Consider the following 22,173-nt stretch of genomic DNA (forward strand, 5'->3'; position numbering starts at 1 on the left):
TTCGACCTAACTCAGTCAAGGTCAGTGTCTTACATTCAATCAGTGCCTTAGAGGCCAGCATCAAGCTGTTTAATCGTTTTAGGTGAAGTTCTGGGCAGTATTGGTGTAAAGAATGTTGTAGGATATTGGCTTCGCGCATCTTGTTGTCCAAGTGTAGTTTTTAGCGAAACCATTTGATCATGCAACAAGATGCGCTTCCACTCTAATTTGATGATTTATTTGTAAATCATCAGGGGATTCTTCAGTACAGAGTATCTACAACCCATTCTCTGTTTTAGTCTATTCACTTTTTTGTTATCTCTTAGCGGCGATTTACTCAGAGCACAAGGAAAAGTCGTGGTGATGCTGCTGGTTATCTTGTTGTCGGCGGTCATGAACATCTTGTTCGATACACTCTTTATTGCTGTTTTGGAGATGGGCGTGAGTGGTGCGGCGTGGGCAACGGTGGCGGGTCAATGTGTGAGTCTATTTATCGCTGTTGTCTATTTTGTCCCAAATAACCGCTTTGCCAGTAAACAGGTGCTTCATAAGCAAGCTACCCAGCCTATTTTTTTTAGAATGGAGCAGATAAAGCTCAACCTCACTGAGATAAAAGCGATTCTTGGCTTGGGTAGCCCTATATTATTGTCATATCTTGGGATTGCCTGCGTGATCTCATCGGTAAATCATATTTTAGTCAGTCATTTAGCCAATGTAGCGCCCAATACGCCAGCCGCGAATGAGGTTGCGTACATGATCAGCGCTTATGGTTTGATCGGACGCTTTAATATCTTTATCGCCCTGCCGCTCATGGCTCTCACCAGTGCAGCACAAACAATCAGTGCGTATAACTATGGGGCGATGGCATCTTCTCGGGTGTTAGCGTGTGCTAAATGGGGGATCGTCTTGACCTGCTGTTATCTGAGTGTCGTGACAATTATACTTATGGGGTTTCCTACCTTGGTTTTTGGTATTTTCACCGATGATCCAGCACTCATTGGCGCTTGTATTAAGATTTCGAGTGTGACGTTTATCGCTTTACCTTTGGCGGGGATCACAGGTATTGCGATTGCTGTGTATCAAGGCACAAATCGCCCTAAGCTTGCATTGCTATTATCTGGGATAAAAATCTATGGTTTGTTACTGCCCCTGCTGGTCCTGTTACCTCAACTATCCTTTGCAGATATTTCATTTATCACAGGTGCATTAAACATTAATATTATGCAAAACGCTTTGATTGAGTTATGGATGGCCTTTCCAATTGCGGACATCTTAGGTTGTCTCTTGAGTTTATTGATCATCAGTATTTGGCCTTTCATTCACGTGCCGCGAGCAAATCGAGTCAGTCATGGAGGTAATGCAAAATGAAGTTAGCCAAGATGAAAGACTCAAGCGCCATCGCATTAAATGAAACCAAAGTTCGCGCTAAAAAACTGCTCAAAGCTTGTCAGCAGGATGAGCCGTTAGCCAAGCAAAGAGTCGCGACCTTAATGGCGAAATTGGGCATATCACACTCAGCTCTCCAGCTTAAGCATTGCCAACAAGTGATCACACGTGAGCTAGGTTTTATCGATTTTCATCATTGCCAGCGAGTCCTGTCGGGTCAAGCCATACTCGGGGATGATTGGGGAGGCTTATTCCACACTAAGCAATGCGACACATTACTCAATCATTGGTTTACTGGCTATTTAGCCGCGCGTGAGTTTAATGCGCAAGCTGAGGACACATTGCTACTCCCCTACAAGAAGCAGTTTTTTGTAGTGGAGCGGCAGGATTACTGCAATGCGCTGAATTTGCAGATAATTTTGCAACCAGTGGATAACGCTGGCGAACCGACAACACTCCAGGATCTGGTGAGCAGCTATGCTAATGCAGATTGGCATTCCTTTGCTCTTGCCATGGTCCAACACAAACTCCCCAAAGTGTAATGATGGCTGAGATTGTCTGGCATCATGTTGAATGAGGAAATCTAGAGTTAAATAATACAAGCAAAGTCATCATTGCTGATGGCTTTGCTTGTGAAATATGGCTGAAACACTGCGTTTCGAATCAGCAACGTAAGGCTAAAACAGCTAAAACAGCTAAAATGCAAAAAGCCGCTAATTGCTTAGCGGCTTTTTGACTAAATATGGCGGAGGAGCAGGGATTTGAACCCTGGGTGGGCTATAAACCCACGCCGGTTTTCAAGACCGGTGCATTAAACCACTCTGCCACCCCTCCGAACGAGGCGCATAATATAAGTAAGTCTGTTGACTGTAAAGCACTAACTCTCAATTATGCGCCAATTGTTGCTATTACACTCAATCCGCTGGATTTTGCTTCACATCGGACATTATGCCTACCCGTGCGGGATCTGGCTTAGTGAAATGTTTGGCAAAGTCGCCCCACTCTTGTTGACTCTTAAGTATATAGCCGACCACAACTAAAATAGCGCAACATAGGATACCCCAACCAATCGCCACTTCACCAAGACTTGCCCACATAGCGACTAAGCTTGATGCACCAAAGGCAATGCTGATCTGTAAGAAGTTCTGTAATCCTGCGGCCTTAGCGGCATTCTGACTAAACTGCTGTAGCGCGCTGTTCACGACTATTGGATAAATTGCACCATTGGCCGCCGCTAAAATCGAGAACGAAATAAGCAGTGGGAAAATCGTGCTCGCGGGATAAATCAGCGTGAACATGATGATCGAAATAACGCAGGCTGCGAAAACTGACAACAAGATATTGAGTGTTTGATGCCCGCCAATGCGTTTTATCAGTAACTTACTCGCATAACCACCGACAATAAACATGATGGTTTGCGGGATAAAACTTAACCCAATTTCAGTCGCTTGATAACCGTGCATTTCCATCACAATCGGCCACACAGTTAAGTAGGCAAAGAAAGCACCGGAACAGGCACCGAAGATCACGACGTTGCCTAAATAGCGGGTGTTTTTCAAAATTTGCCCATAAGATACAGCAACATGTTCACTGTGTTTATGTTGACTCTTGCCTGGAACAAAGTACAAGGTCATCAATACCAGCAGAAAAGCGATAACACACAAGGAGATAAAGATTGCACGCCAGCCTAATTCGTTCAGAATATAAGCGCCAAGGATCGGTGCTAATGCAGGCGATAATGCGACCAATGGCATAATGTTGCTGAAAATACCTTGGGCTTTATCGGCATCATATTGTTCAACCACAATAGCTTGCCAAATAACCCCTGCACTACAGGCGCCAATGGCTTGGAAGAAGCGCGCGGTATTGAGCATTAATATAGAATCACTGTTGGCAATAAACACGCTAGCAATGGCAAATAAAACAAGGCCAAAGATCAGTGCCCAACGTTTGCCGATTTTATTGACTAACGGGCCGTAAAGCAGCTGACCTAAGGCAAGACCCGCAAGGAAACAGGTCAATGACATCGCCACCTGTGATGGTGTGCTGTCAAATGAGCCTTCAATTGCTTTGAAAGCAGGCAAATACATGTCAGTGGCAATAAAGCCAAGCATGCTCAACATGGCTAAATAGAATAGAAACATAAAGAACTTTATGTTTACAAAGGTGTTACTAGACGTTTTCATAAAATAATCGTGTCAGATTGACTAAAGTGTGCAGTCTAATGACTTGTTAAATTTATTGGAAACGTTTATTTTTGACTTGTGCTATCAATTATTTTCATTGGAATGGACGTCAGTTATGCTCTCAGAACAAGCGCTAGAACTCATTGATATTGTGGCTCGTGTAGGTAGTTTCACCGCGGCGGCGAATCGGCTACATAAAGTGCCCTCTGCCGTGAGCTACGCGGTCAAGCAAATAGAAGAAGAACTCGGCGTCATTCTTTTTGAACGGCATCATCGCAGTGTAACCTTAACACCAGCGGGTGAACATTTTGTGAAGCAAGCCAGAACCTTGCTCACGCAGATGGACGAGATGAAACGTGGCACTCAGCGCGTGGCAAATGGTTGGCAACCCACCTTGTCCATAGCCCTTGATAATATCGTCCGTGCCGACAGGATCAGCGTATTAATTGCTGACTTTTATCGACACTTCCATGATATTGAATTAATTATTCGAATTGAAGTCTTTAACGGGGTTTGGGAAGCGCTCGCCACGGGTCGCAGTGATATTGCTATTGGTGCGACAACCGCAATTCCAGTCGGTGGTGTTTACCAATATAAAGACATGGGGGATATTGAGTGGGCGTTTCTTGTTAGTAAAAATCATCCCTTGGCCAGTATTGACCGCCCATTAAGTGACGATGAGCTGCGCCCTTTTCCCTCGATTTGTTTAGAAGATACCTCTCGGGAAATTCCAAAACGTATGACTTGGTTGCTAGAGAATCAACGCAGGTTAGTCGTACCTGATTGGATCCGTGCCATTAACTGTTTCCGCGAAGGTTTAGGCGTCGGTTATATGCCAGTGCATTTAGCGAGCGTGTTTATTAAGGCGGGTGCGCTTGTTGAAAAACAACTGGAAAATCCAAAGCAGACAAGCCCTTGTTGCTTGGCCTGGAATGCTGACAAGATGTCGCCTGCTCTCGCTTGGGTGCTGGAATATCTTGGCGATACTGAAAAATTGCACAAAGAGTGGCTGGCTTAAGCTTGGTTTAAACTCAATATGCTGATTTAGTCATTGAAATCAGCATTGAATGTGATTGTGTATCGTCTGCTTATGTACAGACTAAATCTTTACCTTCATAGTGGATGAAGACGCAGATACAAGAATCTTATTTTTTATGCTTTGCAGTTAAAGTTGAAATAAATAATTGAGTAAAATTTTGAAGATTAACAATTTGTTATTCATGGTTCTATGACTTTCACCCGTATCTCATGTACGGTATCATTGCACCAGTTAAGTTCATTTTAGGATTTTACGGGAACTTAGTGTGCTGTAAAAAATCAAAATGATCAGTTTGGAAATGTGTCAACGGAGATCAACATGACCCAAGAAACCTTATATTCGACGAGTGCGTCAACACTGGAAGTGAACAAACTTCTTAAAAACACTTATATGCTGTTATCGATGACATTGGCCTTCTCTGCACTGTGTGCGGGTTTGGCAATGGCATTAAATATCAGTCCATTAGTCTCCATTGGTTTATCGATTGGTGGCCTAGTACTGTTGTTTGTCACTTTACGTAAAGCCGAGTCTGCAGCGGGTATCTTCTGGGTGTTTGCCTTTACGGGTATGGAAGGTGCTTCACTGGGCTACATGCTCAATCACTACGCGGGTATGGCAAACGGTCCACAGCTGATCATGCAAGCACTGGGGTTAACGTCAGTGATTTTCGTTGCGTTATCAGCCTATGCCGTGACCACTAAGAAAGATTTCTCTTTCCTACGTGGATTCTTATTTGCCGGCTTGATTGTGGTGATCGCCGCCGCTGTGATTAATATTTTTATGGGTAACAGTGTTGCCTTTATGGCAATTAACGCGGGCTTGGCGTTACTGATGACAGGTTTTATCCTGTTTGATACTAGCCGTATCGTCAATGGCGGCGAAACTAATTACATTCGCGCGACTATCTCGTTATACCTAGACTTCTTAAACCTCTTCATCGCGCTGTTGCACCTGATGGGCATAGGCAACGATGACTAATCCTAGTTAGCGATTTTTAGCTTAACTTGCGTTAGAATGGCCCTACTTTTAGGGCCATTTTTATTTTAAATGAGCAAATTTATTATCCAAGTGAACGGGCCCGCTTATGGCACGTCGGCGAGTGTTAATGCCTTACGCTTCTCCCAAGCTGTACTTTTAGCTGGGCATCAGATTATCTGTGTGTTTTTTTATCAAGATGGCGTGTATAACTCCACAGATTTAAGCTTACCCGCCTCCGATGAAAACGATGTGATCAGTGACTGGAAACAGCTGGCGCAATCCCATCAGGTCCCGTTAGTCAATTGCGTTTCTGCAGCGCTACGTCGCGGCATTGTGAGTCACCAAGATGCTAGCGAGAATGGCCTTAGCCACTGGAATGTGGGCGAGTCATTTATTATGGGCGGCTTAGGTGAGCTAATCACAGGTATTGAATCGGCCGATCGTTTGATCAGTTTTTAACTCTCAGGGCTACTATGAAAAAATTGTGTATTCTATTTCGCTGCTCGCCACATGGTACTGTTCGTGGCCGCGAAGGTTTAGATCTTGCCCTGCTTAGCGCTAGCTTCGAACAAGAAGTGAGTTTAGTGTTTGTGGATGAAGGTGTGTTGCATTTGATTAAAGATCAACAGCCTGAGCTTATCGGTGCTAAAGATTACATCTCCACCTTTAAAGCACTGCCGCTGTATGATATTGGCTCTGTGTTTGTCTGTAAGCAATCCTTAGCCGATTACGGCTTAAGCCATGGCTTACTGTCGATCCCAGTGACAGTGGTCAACGATGAAGCCATCGCAGCCCATTTAAACCAAGTGGATGAGGTCTTAGTATTCTAATGATTTTACATCATATTCAAACATCTCCCAGTCGAGATAGCGCGCTGAAACTTTGTTTACGTTACGCCTGTAAGGAAGATGCAATTTTATTATCGAGCGATGGCGTTAACGCGTTACTGCTGCGCCAGTGGGCAATGGCATTATCGCCCTTCAAGTTGATGGTCTTAAAAGACGATGTTGTCGCACGTGGCCTATCCGAACGTTTAAAGAACGTCATGCTTATCGATTACAATGAGTTTGTGGCTCAATCATTACTCCATGACAAGGTGATAACGTGGTAAATCCATTGCAATTTAATGGCGCAGAAATCGCCCGTGACCATCAAGGTTATTTAAAAAATCTTAACGATTGGCAACCCGATATGGCCCTGTTGTTAGCGGCAGAAGAGCAAATTGTACTTACGCCAGCCCATTGGGAAGTTATTAACTTTGTTCGAGATTTCTATCTTGAATATAAAACGAGCCCTGCTATCCGTGTATTAGTTAAAGCCATTGGCCAAGCCTTAGGACCAGACAAAGGCAATTCAAAATACTTATATACCCTATTCCCGATTGGACCTGCGAAACAAGCAACGAAAATCGCGGGCCTGCCCAAACCCGCTAAGTGTATTTAATGGCAAAGGGTTAAGTCATCACGTAAACATGACACAAACAAAAAGGCATGTTCCCTTGGGAAACATGCCTTTCTTTTTACTTGAACAAAGTTGATAGGGTTATTTGACGTTTTCTAACACAACCCAGATGGCTTTGCCTACGGTGGCAAGCATTACAGCAAAAAATACTGCAATCACAGCGGTATAGGAAAGCCAACGGAGATAGCGCTGGCCTTTATCCATAGTATTATTTTGTGTTCCATTAGCCTATTTGAGTCAAACCGCCCATGTAAGGACGCAGAACTTCAGGGACTGTGATACTGCCATCAGCATTTTGATAGTTTTCTAAAATAGCCACTAAAGTACGACCCACAGCTAAACCTGAGCCGTTTAACGTATGCAATAGCGCAGGCTTATTATCTGCTTTCACGCGGTAACGTGCTTGCATACGACGGGCTTGGAAATCCTTCATGTTTGAGCAAGAAGAAATCTCACGATAGGTATTTTGTGCTGGTAACCAGACTTCGATATCGTAGGTTTTGCTTGAGCCAAAGCCCATATCGCCAGTACATAAAATCACAGTTCGATACGGTAAACCTAAACGCTGCAACACTGTTTCAGCATGACCTGTCAGCGCTTCAAGTGCCGCCATTGAATCTTCAGGCTTAACAATTTGCACCATTTCAACTTTATCGAATTGGTGCTGACGGATCAGACCACGGGTATCTTTGCCGTATGAGCCCGCTTCGCTGCGGAAACATGCAGTATGCGCAGTTAACTTTATTGGCAGCTCGTCTTCATCAACAATGCTATCGCGAACTAAGTTCGTTAATGGCACTTCTGCAGTTGGGATAAGGCTCAAACCTTGGCCTTCTTCAGTTGCAGGTTTAGTGTGGAATAAATCTTCACCAAACTTAGGTAGCTGGCCTGTGCCGAGTAAGCTTGCCTCGTTAACCAGTAATGGCACATAGGCTTCGGTATAACCGTGCTCTGTGGTATGTAAGTCCAACATGAACTGACCAATGGCGCGGTTTAAGCGGGCGACTTGGCCTTTCATTACGATAAAACGTGAGCCAGTAATTTTAACGGCATTTTTAAAATCTAAGCCGTTTAGGCCTTCGCCTAAATCGATATGATCTTTAATCGGGAAATCAAAAGTGCGTGGCGTACCCCAACGTCTCACTTCAACGTTCTCTGTTTCATCGGCACCCATTGGTACTGATTCATCAGGCAGGTTAGGCATAGACATGGCAATGGCATTGACTTCTTCAAGTACGGCCGCCAGTTCAATCTTTTTGGCATCCAACTGTGAACCTAAATCGCCCACTTGCGCCATGATCGCGTCAACATCTTCACCACGGGCTTTAGCTTGGCCAATAGATTTGGAGATGGCATTACGCGACGCTTGTAATTCTTCGGTAGCCACTTGCAGTGACTTACGCTTTTCTTCTAATTGAATGAGATGAGCTATGTCTAAAATAAAGCCACGGGTAGCCAGTCGCTCAGCGGTAACTTCTAATTCGTTGCGCAAAAATTTAGGATCTAACATGTGATATATTCTTAATAGTTAAATGCGAGAAAAAACCAGTTGTTGACCTAAGTACACCATGAATAAACATAGACTTAGATTCAACACCACATTCAAAATCGCCTTCAGCCAATCCCCTTCTTGCATCAGCAACAAGGTTTCATTAGAGAAAGTCGAAAACGTTGTCAAAGCACCTAATAGACCGATACCTATAAGCGCTTTGAGTTCAGGGCTGATATGACTCATTTGCCCCAGAGCGTAAATTACGCCCATAAAAAATGAACCTATAACATTAACCAACAGTGTACCAAAAGGAAAACTGCTGCCAAATACTTGGATCATGAATATTGAAATAAGATAGCGTAAAACTGCTCCAATTGACCCGCCGAAAGCCACTAATAAGATGTTAGTCATATCTTTTGTTCTCACTGGCTTGATCTAACTGGGCTAATTGCGCCAATTTATCTTTGATCCGCTTCTCAAACCCTCGCTCAGTCGGAAAATAAAACTGTGCTGTTTGCAGGGATTCGGGGAAATAATTTTCACCACTGGCATAGGCATTGGCTTCATCGTGGGCATATCGATACCCAGCTCCCATGCCGATGTCTTTCATTAACTGAGTCGGTGCATTGCGTAAATGGTGTGGCACTTCGACTTGCCCTGTTTCGCGAGCTAACGCACGCGCCGCCTTAAATGCGGTATACACAGCGTTGCTCTTAGGCGCACTGGCAAGATAAACAATGGCTTGTGCTATTGCTCTCTCACCTTCGGCGGGGCCAACACGGTGAAAACAATCCCAGGCATTCAGTGCGATTGTCATCGCCGCAGGATCGGCATTGCCCACATCTTCAGAGGCAATCGCCAGTAAGCGCCTTGCCACGTAAAGCGGATCGCCACCGCCTTCTAATATTCGACAAAACCAATACAACGCGGCATCGGGTGCTGATCCGCGAATGGATTTATGTACAGCCGAGATTAAATCGTAAAACTGATCACCGTTCTTATCAAAACCAGCAACTTGGTGCCCCGCCACTTGAATTAACATTTCAGTGGTAAAGGTGCCACCGTCGATGAGCATATCACTCATCAACTCAATAAGATTTAACGCTTTACGGGCATCACCATCACAAAGTTGTGCCAATGTGGTGAGCACATCGGTTGGCATTACAAATCGTCGTAGGCCTAAACCGCGCTCGTTATCGTTTAAGGCTTGAGTCACTATATGGGCGATTTCATCATGGCTTAAGCGCTTGATAAGATAGACCCTTGCCCGCGAGAGTAAGGCATTATTGATTTCAAAAGACGGATTTTCTGTGGTCGCGCCGATAAAGATCACTGTGCCATCTTCAATAAATGGCAGAAAGGCATCCTGCTGACTCTTATTAAATCGGTGGACTTCATCGACAAACAATAGAGTACGTTGGCCACGAGATTCTGCAACGGCTTTTGCTTGCTCAATCGCGGCGCGAATGTCCTTAACGCCAGAGGTGACCGCGGAAATGCGCTCAACGTGAGCATTTGAATAATGTGCGATTAATTCAGCTAAGGTTGTTTTACCTGTGCCCGGCGGTCCCCACAACATCATGGAATGGGCGCGCCCAGCTTCCAATGCTTTGCGTAGTGGTTGGCCCTCACCCAGTAAATGGGCTTGACCTATGTACTCGCCAATCGTTCTTGGCCGCATGCGCGCGGCCAAGGGACGAAAATCGGGTGCAAAATTAAACGATAAACTGCTCACGCGATAGCCTAATGCGCTGCTTTACGACGTTGATCATCAACATCGACGCTGTCTGGGATCACAAAGGTGAACAAGGCTTTGTCTTTATTTGTGATGGCTTGCTGATTGCTTAAATCAAACAGGCTTAAATTACCTTTATCATCGGCAACATTAAAGTTGACTAACTGGGTATTTTTGAAACACACATTGACGGACAATATGCCCGAATCAATCGCCTTAGGTTTGATCTCATAGCAATCTTGTTTCTTGGACACTGAATACTGTGACCAAGTCGCATCGTCGCGGTGGACGAGCAATGCGATGGGAGATGCATTGATTGCTTCAGCAAAATCCATGATGACCACCTCTTCGGCGAAAGGATTGTAGATCCACAAATCTTTACCATCAGCGACAATCTGCGATTCATCGGGCTGGGTTAAATGCCAATAAAATTGATTCGGATACGCTAAGGCAAAAATGCCAGACCCTGTTTGAATAACCTTTTTATTGACATCTGTTACGGTTTGTTTGAAATCGGCTTTTAGTGACGCGGTACCAATCAATTTTTCCCTGAGCTGCTGCGCATCATCGGCAAACACAGCCGCGCTAAATAGCAAAGGTGAAGCTAACAACACAGCGCATAATCGTTTTTTCATTTTATTCCTTACCCTGTAAAACCCTTGGGTGTATCAAAGCTACGCCTTAGCGCGGCTTAATAATGTTTTGGTGCTGGCGGCGCTAAGACTTCACGGTTACCGTTGTGGCCTTGAGCTGAAACAATACCTTGTGCTTCCATCTGTTCAATAATGCGGGCTGCACGGTTATAACCAATCTTAAATTTACGCTGTACGCTTGAAATCGAGCCGCGACGAGTTTCAGTCACAAAGGCGACTGCTTCATCGTATAACGGATCGTATTCTTCGTCTGATTCAGCGGTTTCACCAGGCAATAATACTTGTTCACCATCACTGGCACCGTTGAGGATTTCTTCGATATATTGCGGTTTGCCACGGGCGCACCAGTCGGCAACGACACGGTGAACTTCATGATCATCAACGAACGCACCATGAACACGATTCGGTACCGCAGTACCCGGTGGCAAAAATAACATGTCACCCATACCAAGCAAGGTTTCGGCACCCTGTTGATCTAAAATGGTGCGCGAATCGATACGCGATGACACTTGGAACGCCATACGTGTGGGAATGTTGGCCTTAATCAAACCTGTGATCACATCCACTGACGGTCTTTGGGTTGCAAGAATTAAATGTATGCCTGCGGCACGCGCTTTTTGGGCAATACGGGCAATCAACTCTTCAACTTTTTTACCAACAATCATCATCATGTCAGCAAATTCATCGACCACGACAACAATCGATGGCAGCTTATCTAACGCAGGCGCTTCTGGCTCCATGCTGTCAGAAGACTTCCACATAGGATCTAAAATCACTTCGCCATTGGCCTTAGCCTCGGCAATTTTAGCGTTATAGCCCTTGATGTTACGTACGCCCATCATAGACATCAGCTTGTAGCGACGTTCCATCTCGCCGACACACCAACGCAGCGCATTGGCAGCTTCTTTCATGTCGGTCACGACTTCACATAGCAAATGCGGAATGCCTTCATAGACAGACAATTCCAACATTTTGGGGTCGATCATGATAAAGCGTACATCTTCTGGGCCAGACTTATACAGTAAGCTGGTGATCATCACGTTTACACCCACAGACTTACCAGAGCCTGTAGTACCTGCTACCAATAAATGTGGCATTTTACCAAGATCAACAACAACTGGGTCACCAGCAATATCTTGGCCTAACACCATAGTTAAGTTGGATTTACTCTCAGTAAAGGCGGCACAATCTAACACATCGCGCATAAACACGGTTTCGCGGAATTTATTGGGTAATTCAAGTCCGACATAAGCTTTACCCGGAATAACTTCAACCACGCGCACACTTTCAGCCAGTAATGAACGAGCTAAATCCTTTGATAGATTAGAGATTTTTGACGCTTTAACGCCCGGCGCTAATTCTAATTCAAAGCGTGTAATCACAGGGCCTGGATACACACCCACCACATTGGCGATGATGTTGAAATCGGCCAACTTAAGCTCAACAAGGCGGGCGACTTGATCCAATTCCTCTGGGCTGATCGGATTCTTCTTACGGTCAGGTATGTCGAGCAAGTTAATACTCGGCAGAGGATCCATCGGTTTTTTCGGTGCGGGTTTTTCTTCTTGTCCTGGCAACACCACAATGCCATCGACAATTTTAGCTTTTTGATCTTGCTTATTACGCTGCGCTTGATTCACTGCACCTGTTGACACTTTAGTATCAAAATCAATGACGTCATCATCGCTAAAACCGAGACTTTCATCGTCTTCATTTTCTGTAAATGCTTGACTGCTAAACACTGGCTCATTGTCATCATGATCGAATGAATGCGAATTAAAATCGGCACTACCTTGCTCATCGGCATTTGAATGCTGAGGTTCAGCTAACCAAGGTGGCGCTTCAAAATTGCCATGGGCGGCCAAATCATCATTATCGATTTGTGGCTCAACCCGTTGTGCACTCTTACTTTTACTGCCATTCAAGCTCAGAATTTTTGCAAGCGCCGATAGTTTGTTTTTTGGCGACGAATTATTCTCAGTTTCAGTAATAATACCTTCTGGTTCAATGACCATATCATCAGTGGCAGCATATAGCGTTGGGGTTATCTCAGCTCTACGACCAATATGACGCTCACGCACCTTAGGCTTTTCAACTATGGGGGGCTTTTCTAGCACATATTGGGATTCACGGCGCTGTTTAAACTTATCCACCACGGACATAAAACCACGGGTATCCTCGGTTTCATGCTCACGCTTCATCGCTTGCGGCAATAATTTTAACTTTTTATAAATCCAAATAGAGACTAAGCCGATTTTCTCGACCACAGTCAGCCAGCTAATCCCAGTCAACAGCGTAAAGCCTGAGCCCAAGAAACACAGCAGTAATAAGGTAGTGCCGAGTTTATTAAAATACGGCAACATGGCTTGACCGATCACATCACCCGCCACTCCGCCTGCCGAAAACTCGTAGATATTGTTGGCATTCATGCTCGCCAACGCAGAGAACCCAAGGATGATCAGTAAAAATCCTATCAATCTCAGGGCCACTGAAAAGTAATCAATTTCAAGTAAATGATGGGCACGTTTGAACAATAACCAACCCGTCGATGCGACAATGATTGGCATGATATAAGCCGTAACGCCGAAGAAATATAACAGAATATCGGCAATCCAAGCCCCTACTGCTCCGGTCCAGTTTTTAATATCGCCTTGAAAATGCGACTGACTCCAACCAGGATCAGACGGACTAAAACTCGTCAATGCGAGCAAAATATAAGTGGCGAGAACACAACAAATGATGAGTCCGCCTTCCAGCAGACGTTGCAGGCCAGTGAGCGTGCGTACACTATTTCCTTGAGACAAACGACGTAATCCATAAAAGTGAAAACAGGTGGGCTAACGATACCAGAATCCCACTAAATGTGGAGCACATTAGCCTGTTTTTCTATACAGAATTGGTCATGATTGGCAAAATTTAGTCTATTGAGGTGTTTTAGTGTGCTTTTGGGGAGGAATGAGTTATTACACAAACACTTCCGTTAACAAATTTGTTTAAAAATGCCACAAAAAGAAGCCCCTAAGTTAGCAAACTTAAGGGCAATACAAGTCTAATAGCAATAGGCGTAAAATGAGATGAATATATTGACGTTACTGATAAATAAGGGGCCTAAGCCCCTTATTGTAAAACCAAACAATCAGGGTAAATTAGATATCTGAGAGTAGATGATTTATCGCTACACGACTGGTGTGCTTAACTTCTTCCATCACAACATAAGTACGCGTGTCGGAAACAGAAGGTAATTTCAATAAAGTTTCACCTAACAAGCGACGATAAGCCGACATATCTGAAACACGAGTTTTCAGTAAGTAGTCAAAATCGCCTGAAACCAGATGACATTCTTGAATATCATCGAGTAGTTGCACTGCACGGTTAAACTTATCAAACACTTCGGGAGTATCACGGCTTAATGTGATTTCCACGAATACCAGTAGGGATGCACCCAAGAAATGAGGATTCACCAATGCGGTATAGCCATTGATGTAACCTTGCTTTTCGAGACGTTTTACTCTTTCTAAACAAGGAGTTGGACTTAGTCCGACTCTTTTTGACAATTCCACATTTGAAATGCGGCCATCAAGTTGTAGTTCATTAAGAATGTTGCGATCGATGCGATCCAAGTCTTTTACAGGACTCTTTTTATTATATGCCATTTATTTAACCTTGCTTTATCACTAAAACAACATTTTATTCTACGTATGCCGAAAGTTCAGCAGCATAAACTGCGTCGCCGATACTATACTAGATATCCCTGAATTAATCACGTTCAGGTCACGATAAAATAACAATTATGCCCATTAAAAGTGGGATTTCAGGCAATTGAGGCTCAAAGATGATTATTGGTGTTCCCAAGGAAATTAAAAACCACGAATATCGTGTCGGTATGGTTCCTTCTAGTGTTCGCGAGTTGGCGATCAAAGGTCACGACGTTTTTGTTGAAACAAATGCAGGCATAGGTATTGGTTTTTCAGATCAAGATTATATTGATGCTGGCGCCACAATTTTAGCGACTGCTACTGAAGTTTTTGCTAAAGCGCAGATGATTGTAAAAGTAAAAGAGCCTCAAGCAGTTGAACGCGCTATGTTGCGTCACGATCAGATTTTATTTACTTATCTGCATCTTGCTCCAGATTTACCGCAAACTGAAGATTTAATCAAAAGTGGTGCCGTATGTATCGCTTACGAAACTGTGACAGACGATCGTGGTGGCCTGCCTTTGCTTGCTCCTATGTCTGAAGTCGCTGGTCGTATGTCAATCCAAGCTGGCGCTATGGCATTAGAGAAATCTTCTGGTGGCCGCGGTATGTTGCTGGGCGGCGTACCGGGAGTTGAGCCTGCTAAAGTCGTCATTATTGGCGGCGGTATGGTTGGTACTAATGCAGCACAAGTGGCAGTTGGTATGGGTGCTGATGTTGTTGTGCTTGATCGCAGTATTGATGCTCTGCGTCGTTTAAATGTGCAATTCGGTTCTGCTGTAAAAGCCATTTACTCTACTGCGGATGCAATTGAACGTCATGTTATTGAGGCCGATCTTGTGATCGGTGGTGTACTAATTCCAGGTGCTGCGGCGCCAAAATTGGTTACTCGTAGCATGATTTCACGTATGAAGCCTGGCAGCGCTATCGTTGACGTGGCGATCGATCAAGGCGGTTGTGTTGAAACTTCACATGCCACTACTCACCAAGATCCTACCTATATCGTTGATGATGTTGTGCATTACTGTGTTGCAAATATGCCTGGTGCGGTCGCTCGTACTTCAACATTTGCGCTTAACAATGCAACTTTACCGTACATTCTCAAGTTAGCAAATTTAGGCTATAAAGAAGCGCTGTTGCAAGACAAGCATTTTCTTAATGGCTTAAACGTCATGCACGGTAAAGTGGTGTGTAAGGAAGTGGCTCACGCCCTAAACTTAGCGTTCACATCTCCTGCGACACTATTAGTATAAGCTTTTAATTAACTTAACTTTTTATGTGAATTTGAGCTAGCTTTACTTAGTATGTAATTCAAATCGGTCTCGATACAATTGAGGCCGATTTTTTATTGGGTAGAAATAGGCTCCACTACGATCGCACCATCATATTTATACAAGCTCATCCCGTGCTTCATTTCGTGGTTCACACTTAAGCTATTTATTCACAGTAAAGTAAAACTGACACTCTCCATACCAAAACGGATGGACTCGATTAGTGCAATCTAAAAGAATCGCCCTCCAACACTTTACCCCCACAGGTAAATTCCCTACAATCCTTGCAATTTGCTAAAGGCACGGAGATAAAAATGAGCCAGGTCAGACATTGTAACTTATTGATTTTGGGTTCAGGCCCAGCAGGATATACCGCAGCCGTTTATGCTGCGCGTGCGAATTTAAAACCTGTGATGATCACAGGTATGCAGCAAGGCGGTCAATTAACCACGACGACTGAAGTTGAAAACTGGCCAGGTGACGCGGACGACTTAACGGGTCCAGCCTTGATGGAACGTATGCAGAAGCATGCTGAAAAGTTCGATACTGAAATCTTATTCGATCATATCAACGAAGTGACCCTTACCGAGCGCCCTTTCCGTTTGAAAGGCGATAACGGCGAGTACACCTGTGATGCGCTGATCATCGCAACTGGCGCTTCTGCCCGTTACTTAGGGTTAGAGTCAGAAGAAGCTTTCAAAGGTCGCGGTGTATCAGCCTGTGCAACCTGTGATGGCTTCTTCTATCGCAATCAAAAAGTCGCAGTGATCGGTGGCGGCAATACCGCCGTTGAAGAAGCATTGTATTTAAGCAATATTGCTGCTGAAGTTCACCTCATCCATCGCCGTGACACCTTCCGCTCAGAAAAAATCTTGATCGACCGTCTGATGGACAAAGTCGCCAATGGCAACATCATCCTTCACTTAGATCAAACCATGGATGAAGTGGTTGGTGATGCCATGGGGGTGACAGGTCTGAAGATGAAGAGCACTAAAGATGGTTCGATCACTGACTTAGCCGTTGCTGGTGTGTTCGTTGCTATTGGTCACAGCCCTAATACCGGTATTTTTGAAGGCCAGTTGGAAATGAACCACCGTTATTTAAAAGTTCAGAGTGGCTTGCAAGGTAACGCCACGCAAACCAGTATCGAAGGTGTTTATGCCTGTGGTGATGTGATGGACCAACATTATCGTCAAGCCATTACTTCTGCTGGCACAGGCTGTATGGCCGCACTCGATGCAGAGCGTTATTTAGATGCTAAAAAGTAACTAGACTCGATTTTTCAACGAATAGCAGGCTAAGCCTGCTATTTTTTTAGGTCAAAATCGTTAAGTAATAGCAAAATTTTTTGCAGGCTGTGCCAATTAATATTGTTCACGCACGCACATTTCTTTCCTTTGCGATTCTTAATTCCGCACCACTTAGATAGTACTTATATAAGTTCTTAGGTAAGTAAAATCATTTCGTTGAGCCTAAAATGGCGCACAAAAAAAGGGACCAAATGGTCCCTTCTCTACAGCAACAAACTAATTTCTTAGTTTAACGCTTCTTTTGCTTTTTCAACTAAAGTTGCAAATACAACTTTATCGAATACAGCGATGTCAGCCAAAATCTTACGATCGATTTCGATAGACGCCTTTTTCAGACCGTTGATGAAACGGCTGTAAGACAGACCATTTTGACGAGCGGCAGCATTAATACGTGCAATCCAAAGTTGACGGAATTGACGTTTTTTCTGACGACGGTCACGGTAAGCATATTGACCAGCTTTAGTTACTGCTTGAACAGCAACACGGTAAGTACGGCTACGAGCGCCATAATAACCTTTAGCTAGTTTTAAAACTTTCTTGTGACGAGCACGAGCGGTTACACCACGCTTAACTCTTGGCATTTTCTAATCTCCTAAATTAAGCGTAAGGTAATTGACGCGCGATTGCTGGAACGTCAGCTTTTGATACTAAACATTTGGCACGTAAGTGACGTTTACGTTTAGTGCTTTTTTTCGTCAAAATGTGACGTAAGTGTGCTTGCTTGCGCTTGAAACCATTAGCGGTTTTCTTAAAACGCTTCGCTACACCCTTGTCTGTTTTCATTTTAGGCATTTCTAAAACTCCGCATTGGGATGTTTAATAAAAAGCAAGGCGAGCAAAGGCCATAGACCTTTGCTACTTTAAGTTTTGCCCTACTTATTTCTTTTTAGGCGCTAGCACCATAATTGCTTGTCGGCCTTCCATTTTCGGGAAAGATTCAACAACCGCATACTCGTCCAAATCAGCCTTGATACGGTTCAATAGATCCATCCCCAGGTTTTGGTGTGCCATTTCGCGACCTCGGAAACGAAGCGTAATCTTCGCTTTGTCCCCGTCTTCCAGAAAACGTATCAGGTTGCGTAGTTTTACCTGATAGTCGTTTTCGTCAGTTCCAGGACGGAATTTAATTTCCTTGACCTGAACCTGCTTTTGCTTCTTCTTTTGTTCCTTGGCTGACTTAGCCTTATCAAAAAGGAACTTACCGTAGTCCATAATGCGACATACTGGAGGTTCAGCATTTGGGCTGATTTCTACTAGGTCTACACCTGCTTCATCTGCCAAATTCTGAGCATCTCTGATGCTTACCACACCAATAGCTTCACCATCAATGCCTGTTAAGCGTACTTCTGGTACACCTGTGATTTCTTCATTGATTCTATTAGGGGCCGGCTGACGCCCTGCTGTTTTTTTGATCTTTATGACCTATTCCTCCAACAATTTGAGACTACGGAGCGAAATCTGTTGATGGATTTTAGTGGCGAAATCTTCAAGTCGCATCTTACCTAAATCGATACCATCACGGGTACGCACCGCTACTTCCTTATTTTCCATTTCTTGATCGCCAACGACCAACAAATAAGGGACACGCCTTAAGGTGTGCTCGCGTATTTTAAAGCCTATTTTCTCATTCCTCAAGTCAAAAGACGCTCGAATACCTTGTTCTTTGAAGAATTTTACGACTTCTTCAACATAATCAGCCTGTTTATCGGTGATATTCATCACGACAACTTGCATTGGGGCTAACCAAGTTGGGAAACGTCCTGCATATTCTTCTATCAAGATACCCAAGAATCGTTCCAAAGAGCCTAAAATAGCACGATGGATCATCACTGGGGTCTGACGGCTGTTATCTTCGGCAACGTAAGTTGCACCAAGACGGCTTGGCAACGCATAATCGAGCTGCACAGTACCACATTGCCACGCTCGGTCCAAACAATCGTGTAAAGTAAATTCGATTTTTGGTCCGTAGAACGCGCCTTCGCCTGGCAAAATAGTGAATTCAATATTATTGGCACGCAGAGCTTGCTTAAGTGCTTCTTCCGCTCTGTCCCACATCGCATCGTCACCGATACGTTTCTCTGGGCGAGTAGACAGTTTTACTACGATATTTTCAAAGCCGAAGGTGGCGTAAGTATCGTAAACCATCTGGATACAGGCACTCACTTCTTCTTGAACTTGGCTGTCAGTACAGAAAATATGGGCGTCGTCTTGCGTAAAACCACGTACACGCATTAATCCATGTAACGAGCCTGAAGGTTCATTACGGTGACAGCAACCAAATTCAGCCATACGCAATGGCAGATCACGGTAAGATTTCAACCCTTGGTTGAAGATCTGCACGTGGCCTGGGCAGTTCATTGGTTTGATGGCGTATTCGCGGTTTTCGCTGCTGGTCGTGAACATGGCTTCTGAGTATTTATCCCAGTGACCAGAACGTTCCCACAACACGCGGTCCATCATTAATGGGCCTTTCACTTCTTGGTAAGTGTATTGGTTTAGCTTACGGCGAATGAATCTTTCTAATTCGAGGAAGATGCTCCAACCGTCGTTATGCCAAAACACCATACCCGGTGCTTCTTCTTGCATGTGATACAAGTCGAGCTGCTTACCGATTTTACGGTGGTCACGCTTAGCCGCTTCTTCAAGACGGGTTAAGTGTGTGCTAAGGGCTTTTTTGTCGGCCCAAGCGGTACCATAGATACGTTGCAACATCTTGTTTTCTGAGTTGCCACGCCAATAAGCGCCGGCAATGCTCATTAATTTAAAATGTTGGCAGAAACGCATGTTAGGTACGTGCGGTCCACGACACATGTCAGTGTATTCTTCGTGATGATACAGCGCAGGCGTCGCGTCTTTGCTGATGTTCTCATCCAGAATGGCAATCTTATAATCTTCACCGCGCGCAGCGAATGTATCACGGGCTTCTTGCCAGCTAACGACACGTTTTACTACGTCATAGTTGGTTTTTGCCAGTTGAAGCATGCGCTTTTCTAAGGCGTCGATGTCATCTTGAGTCAACTTGTGCTCAAGGTCGATATCATAGTAGAAGCCATTATCGATAACAGGACCAATCGCCATCTTGGTTTCTGGCCACATTTGCTTAATCGCGTGACCTAATAAATGCGCGCAAGAATGGCGAAGAATTTCAACACCTTCTTCGTCTTTGGCGGTAATGATTGATAGCTCAGCATCGGTTTCAATGAGATCGCAAGCATCTTTTAATTCGCCATTAACGCGGCCAGCGATACAAGCTTTCGCTAAACCAGGGCCAATATCAGCGGCAACATCGAGGGTCGATACAGCATGGGCAAACTCGCGTTTGCTACCATCGGGAAGTGTAATTACAGGCATGAAATGTCCTTTCCAGTGGTGACCCACACGTAGGGCCACTTGGTTTTAGTTAATGTAAGAGAAATGCTCGCTAGGTTAAGACAGTACAGGAGTCTTAGCCGCCTTGCGTAGCAGGGCGTTTATTCTAAGGGATTGTAGCTAAAAGGCGCAAGCATATTGACCAGAATTGGGATTGGAAACAAAAAGCAAATTCATGATTTTGCAGTGTCTTGGTAACTTCTTGGTCATCTAACTCCCCTATTCTAGCGCCAGTTATTGGGCATCACTGAAAACATGACAAGGGAGTTGATATGTTGAACTGCATTCTACTGGCTGTAACACTCACGCACACAGCAACCACTTTACCTGAGCCGCAGGTGAAAATCACAAGCAAATCTTTGATTGATACTCAAGTGTTACTCGTTGATATTAAAAGTGAACTTGAGCAACAGATGCAGCGTTTAACGCTGGATATTACCCAAAATGCCCGCGATGGCGTGTTACACAGCAATGAAATGGAGGGGTTAGTGACGGCAAAGGACTAGTTTTTAGAAGAGATAATGATCCAACAAGAAAATATTTAACCAGAAGGTCTATCATGCTGCGTTTTGAGACCGACTTCATCTAAGTCAGTGCACTGCACTCTGCTGTATACTCAAATAGGAAGCACATAAAGCGCACTCAGGTTTCGAATATCGACAAAGCGCAGACAATATAAGCGTACGAAGTGTGAGATGCGTTGATTGAGCAGAGCGATTCGCTCTATTGGCGATAAGGAGTTGCACCATGAGAGTCATGAACAAAGTTATTGCTTGTCCCCACTGCGGGCACCATCAAGATATCAGTATCGATGCCAGCTGTGGAGACCAAGATTATTACGATGACTGCCGAATTTGTTGTAATCCGATTCACTTACGCTTACACATCGATGAATCGAGACGAACGGTTGAGCTGTATATCGATTCAGACGACGAGCAAATCTATTAAACGAGATTGCACTACACGCTGCGATGTCACTAAACTAACGTGCTTGTTCGTTAAAACGCCTGGCCAGCACGCGCTCGACTGTGTCGACGATAATTTGTGTTTGGCTGTCGATCTCAATATTGAGTTCATCACCCACTTTATACTGACTTAAATTGGTCAGTTTTAGGGTTTCAGGAATTAAGTGCAACTTAAAACCGGAGTCACTCACCTCGCCAACCGTTAAACTACAGCCATTAATGCCAACAAAACCTTTATAAAAAATGTAATCCATCCATTTAGGCTCAATGCCCAGTGTCAGATCATAATGTTGTTCTGTATGGCTAATATCGATGACTTTGGCTTTAGTATGGATATGGCCAGAGAGAATGTGGCCACCAATTTCACTACCGAAAGTTAACGAACGCTCAACATTAACACTTTGACCTACTGACAAATTAGCCAGATTCGTCAGTCGCAAGGTCTCTTCCACTACATCGAAAAATACCCTATCATCAGCGACCTGAGTCACAGTAAGACATACCCCGTTATTTGCCACACTTGCTCCTATCGCAAGTCCCTCATGCAAATCAGGTTCAAACGCTACCTCAAGGGTATTTAGACCATCTTTCTTATGTATTGCAACCACTTCGCAGGTGGCTTGAACTATACCTGTAAACATTTTTTGCTCGCTT

At 44.3% G+C, this 22,173-nt stretch carries 25 protein-coding genes, 1 tRNA gene and 1 pseudogene; 12 read left to right on the forward strand and 15 right to left on the reverse strand.

All coding sequences use genetic code 11. The annotated features are described in order from the left end of the window. Positions 1–139 (reverse strand): annotated as a pseudogene (locus L5M18_RS12865) (IS4 family transposase); the annotation flags it as partial. Positions 140–264: 125 nt separating this feature from the next. On the opposite strand from L5M18_RS12865, the gene L5M18_RS12870 reads away from it, so the two are divergent. Continuing rightward, positions 265–1,347 carry an MATE family efflux transporter gene (locus tag L5M18_RS12870; RefSeq protein WP_411569273.1) on the forward strand — a complete coding sequence of 361 codons (1,083 nt, stop codon included), beginning with the start codon at positions 265–267 and terminating at the stop codon, positions 1,345–1,347. Then, on the forward strand, positions 1,344–1,907 hold the full coding sequence (locus tag L5M18_RS12875; RefSeq protein WP_263197201.1) for a hypothetical protein: 564 nt from the start codon (positions 1,344–1,346) through the stop codon (positions 1,905–1,907). Before L5M18_RS12870 ends, L5M18_RS12875 begins: the two co-directional genes overlap by 4 nt. Positions 1,908–2,108: 201 nt before the next feature. On the opposite strand, the gene L5M18_RS12880 is transcribed toward L5M18_RS12875, so the two are convergent. Together L5M18_RS12880 and punC are read right to left on the reverse strand one after the other, a co-directional pair. Then, positions 2,109–2,199 (reverse strand) — tRNA-Ser (locus L5M18_RS12880). A gap of 80 nt (positions 2,200–2,279) precedes the next feature. Then, positions 2,280–3,551 carry a purine nucleoside transporter PunC gene (gene punC / locus L5M18_RS12885; RefSeq protein WP_219250788.1) on the reverse strand — a complete coding sequence of 424 codons (1,272 nt, stop codon included), beginning with the start codon at positions 3,549–3,551 and terminating at the stop codon, positions 2,280–2,282. A gap of 115 nt (positions 3,552–3,666) precedes the next feature. Between punC and punR the strand changes: the two genes are divergently transcribed. From punR to L5M18_RS12915, 6 genes are all read left to right on the forward strand, one after another. Then, positions 3,667–4,569 carry a DNA-binding transcriptional activator PunR gene (gene punR, locus L5M18_RS12890; RefSeq protein WP_028759950.1) on the forward strand — a complete coding sequence of 301 codons (903 nt, stop codon included), beginning with the start codon at positions 3,667–3,669 and terminating at the stop codon, positions 4,567–4,569. Between the two features lie 339 nt (positions 4,570–4,908). Next, positions 4,909–5,568 carry a Bax inhibitor-1/YccA family protein gene (locus L5M18_RS12895; protein WP_028759949.1) on the forward strand — a complete coding sequence of 220 codons (660 nt, stop codon included), beginning with the start codon at positions 4,909–4,911 and terminating at the stop codon, positions 5,566–5,568. A gap of 69 nt (positions 5,569–5,637) precedes the next feature. Next, positions 5,638–6,027 carry a sulfurtransferase complex subunit TusD gene (gene tusD / locus L5M18_RS12900; protein WP_263197202.1) on the forward strand — a complete coding sequence of 130 codons (390 nt, stop codon included), beginning with the start codon at positions 5,638–5,640 and terminating at the stop codon, positions 6,025–6,027. Positions 6,028–6,041: 14 nt separating this feature from the next. Continuing rightward, a complete protein-coding gene (gene tusC / locus L5M18_RS12905) occupies positions 6,042–6,398 on the forward strand; it encodes a sulfurtransferase complex subunit TusC (protein WP_028759947.1) in 357 nt (118 codons plus the stop codon). Continuing rightward, positions 6,398–6,679, forward strand: coding sequence for a sulfurtransferase complex subunit TusB (gene tusB, locus L5M18_RS12910; RefSeq protein WP_105252497.1), 282 nt, complete (start codon positions 6,398–6,400; stop codon positions 6,677–6,679). The genes tusC and tusB overlap by 1 nt, the downstream gene beginning before the upstream one ends. Continuing rightward, the gene (locus tag L5M18_RS12915; protein WP_105252498.1) at positions 6,673–7,011 is read left to right on the forward strand and encodes a TusE/DsrC/DsvC family sulfur relay protein; all 339 of its coding nucleotides are present in this window, start codon (positions 6,673–6,675) and stop codon (positions 7,009–7,011) included. The genes tusB and L5M18_RS12915 overlap by 7 nt, the downstream gene beginning before the upstream one ends. A gap of 99 nt (positions 7,012–7,110) precedes the next feature. Here L5M18_RS12915 and L5M18_RS12920 read toward each other — a convergent pair whose 3' ends face one another. The 7 genes from L5M18_RS12920 to lrp all read right to left on the reverse strand — a co-directional run bounded on the left by L5M18_RS12920 (position 7,111) and on the right by lrp (position 14,562). Next, a complete protein-coding gene (locus L5M18_RS12920; RefSeq protein ID WP_028759944.1) occupies positions 7,111–7,233 on the reverse strand; it encodes a hypothetical protein in 123 nt (40 codons plus the stop codon). A gap of 19 nt (positions 7,234–7,252) precedes the next feature. Next, positions 7,253–8,539: a serine--tRNA ligase gene (gene serS / locus L5M18_RS12925; protein WP_028759943.1), complete on the reverse strand. Its 1,287-nt coding sequence runs from the start codon at positions 8,537–8,539 to the stop codon at positions 7,253–7,255. Positions 8,540–8,557: 18 nt separating this feature from the next. Further along, positions 8,558–8,932 (reverse strand): fluoride efflux transporter CrcB, encoded by a 375-nt coding sequence (gene crcB, locus L5M18_RS12930; protein ID WP_028759942.1) that lies wholly within the window; start codon positions 8,930–8,932, stop codon positions 8,558–8,560. After that, on the reverse strand, positions 8,925–10,256 hold the full coding sequence (locus L5M18_RS12935) for a replication-associated recombination protein A (RefSeq protein WP_131525570.1): 1,332 nt from the start codon (positions 10,254–10,256) through the stop codon (positions 8,925–8,927). Before L5M18_RS12935 ends, crcB begins: the two co-directional genes overlap by 8 nt. 8 nt (positions 10,257–10,264) lie before the next feature. Beyond that, entirely contained in the window at positions 10,265–10,891 is a 627-nt protein-coding gene (gene lolA / locus L5M18_RS12940) for an outer membrane lipoprotein chaperone LolA (RefSeq protein WP_131525571.1), read from the reverse strand. A gap of 56 nt (positions 10,892–10,947) precedes the next feature. Then, positions 10,948–13,713 carry a DNA translocase FtsK gene (locus L5M18_RS12945; RefSeq protein ID WP_263197203.1) on the reverse strand — a complete coding sequence of 922 codons (2,766 nt, stop codon included), beginning with the start codon at positions 13,711–13,713 and terminating at the stop codon, positions 10,948–10,950. A 342-nt stretch (positions 13,714–14,055) separates the two neighbouring features. Then, positions 14,056–14,562: a leucine-responsive transcriptional regulator Lrp gene (gene lrp, locus L5M18_RS12950; RefSeq protein ID WP_006081649.1), complete on the reverse strand. Its 507-nt coding sequence runs from the start codon at positions 14,560–14,562 to the stop codon at positions 14,056–14,058. A 179-nt stretch (positions 14,563–14,741) separates the two neighbouring features. Here lrp and ald point away from each other — a divergent pair, with 179 nt between their 5' ends. Beyond that, positions 14,742–15,857: an alanine dehydrogenase gene (gene ald / locus L5M18_RS12955; RefSeq protein WP_263177168.1), complete on the forward strand. Its 1,116-nt coding sequence runs from the start codon at positions 14,742–14,744 to the stop codon at positions 15,855–15,857. A 332-nt stretch (positions 15,858–16,189) separates the two neighbouring features. Next, positions 16,190–17,143: a thioredoxin-disulfide reductase gene (gene trxB / locus L5M18_RS12960; RefSeq protein WP_263197204.1), complete on the forward strand. Its 954-nt coding sequence runs from the start codon at positions 16,190–16,192 to the stop codon at positions 17,141–17,143. Positions 17,144–17,409: 266 nt separating this feature from the next. Here the strand turns inward: trxB and rplT are convergent, their stop codons facing one another. From rplT to thrS, 4 genes are all read right to left on the reverse strand, one after another. Continuing rightward, positions 17,410–17,766, reverse strand: coding sequence for a 50S ribosomal protein L20 (gene rplT, locus L5M18_RS12965; protein ID WP_006081652.1), 357 nt, complete (start codon positions 17,764–17,766; stop codon positions 17,410–17,412). A gap of 16 nt (positions 17,767–17,782) precedes the next feature. Continuing rightward, entirely contained in the window at positions 17,783–17,977 is a 195-nt protein-coding gene (rpmI, locus tag L5M18_RS12970; RefSeq protein ID WP_006081653.1) for a 50S ribosomal protein L35, read from the reverse strand. Between the two features lie 84 nt (positions 17,978–18,061). Beyond that, positions 18,062–18,604 (reverse strand): translation initiation factor IF-3, encoded by a 543-nt coding sequence (infC, locus tag L5M18_RS12975; RefSeq protein ID WP_012089240.1) that lies wholly within the window; start codon positions 18,602–18,604, stop codon positions 18,062–18,064. 3 nt (positions 18,605–18,607) lie between these two features. Next, on the reverse strand, positions 18,608–20,536 hold the full coding sequence (gene thrS, locus L5M18_RS12980; protein WP_028759936.1) for a threonine--tRNA ligase: 1,929 nt from the start codon (positions 20,534–20,536) through the stop codon (positions 18,608–18,610). A 290-nt stretch (positions 20,537–20,826) separates the two neighbouring features. Here thrS and L5M18_RS12985 point away from each other — a divergent pair, with 290 nt between their 5' ends. After that, positions 20,827–21,060 (forward strand): hypothetical protein, encoded by a 234-nt coding sequence (locus L5M18_RS12985; protein WP_263197205.1) that lies wholly within the window; start codon positions 20,827–20,829, stop codon positions 21,058–21,060. Between the two features lie 241 nt (positions 21,061–21,301). Next, the gene (locus L5M18_RS12990) at positions 21,302–21,502 is read left to right on the forward strand and encodes a CPXCG motif-containing cysteine-rich protein (RefSeq protein WP_028759934.1); all 201 of its coding nucleotides are present in this window, start codon (positions 21,302–21,304) and stop codon (positions 21,500–21,502) included. 34 nt (positions 21,503–21,536) lie between these two features. Here L5M18_RS12990 and L5M18_RS12995 read toward each other — a convergent pair whose 3' ends face one another. Further along, positions 21,537–22,160: a riboflavin synthase subunit alpha gene (locus L5M18_RS12995; protein WP_263197206.1), complete on the reverse strand. Its 624-nt coding sequence runs from the start codon at positions 22,158–22,160 to the stop codon at positions 21,537–21,539. Positions 22,161–22,173 lie beyond the last annotated feature (13 nt).

Source organism: Shewanella sp. SM20, from assembly GCF_025654545.1.
GTDB lineage: Bacteria > Pseudomonadota > Gammaproteobacteria > Enterobacterales > Shewanellaceae > Shewanella > Shewanella oncorhynchi.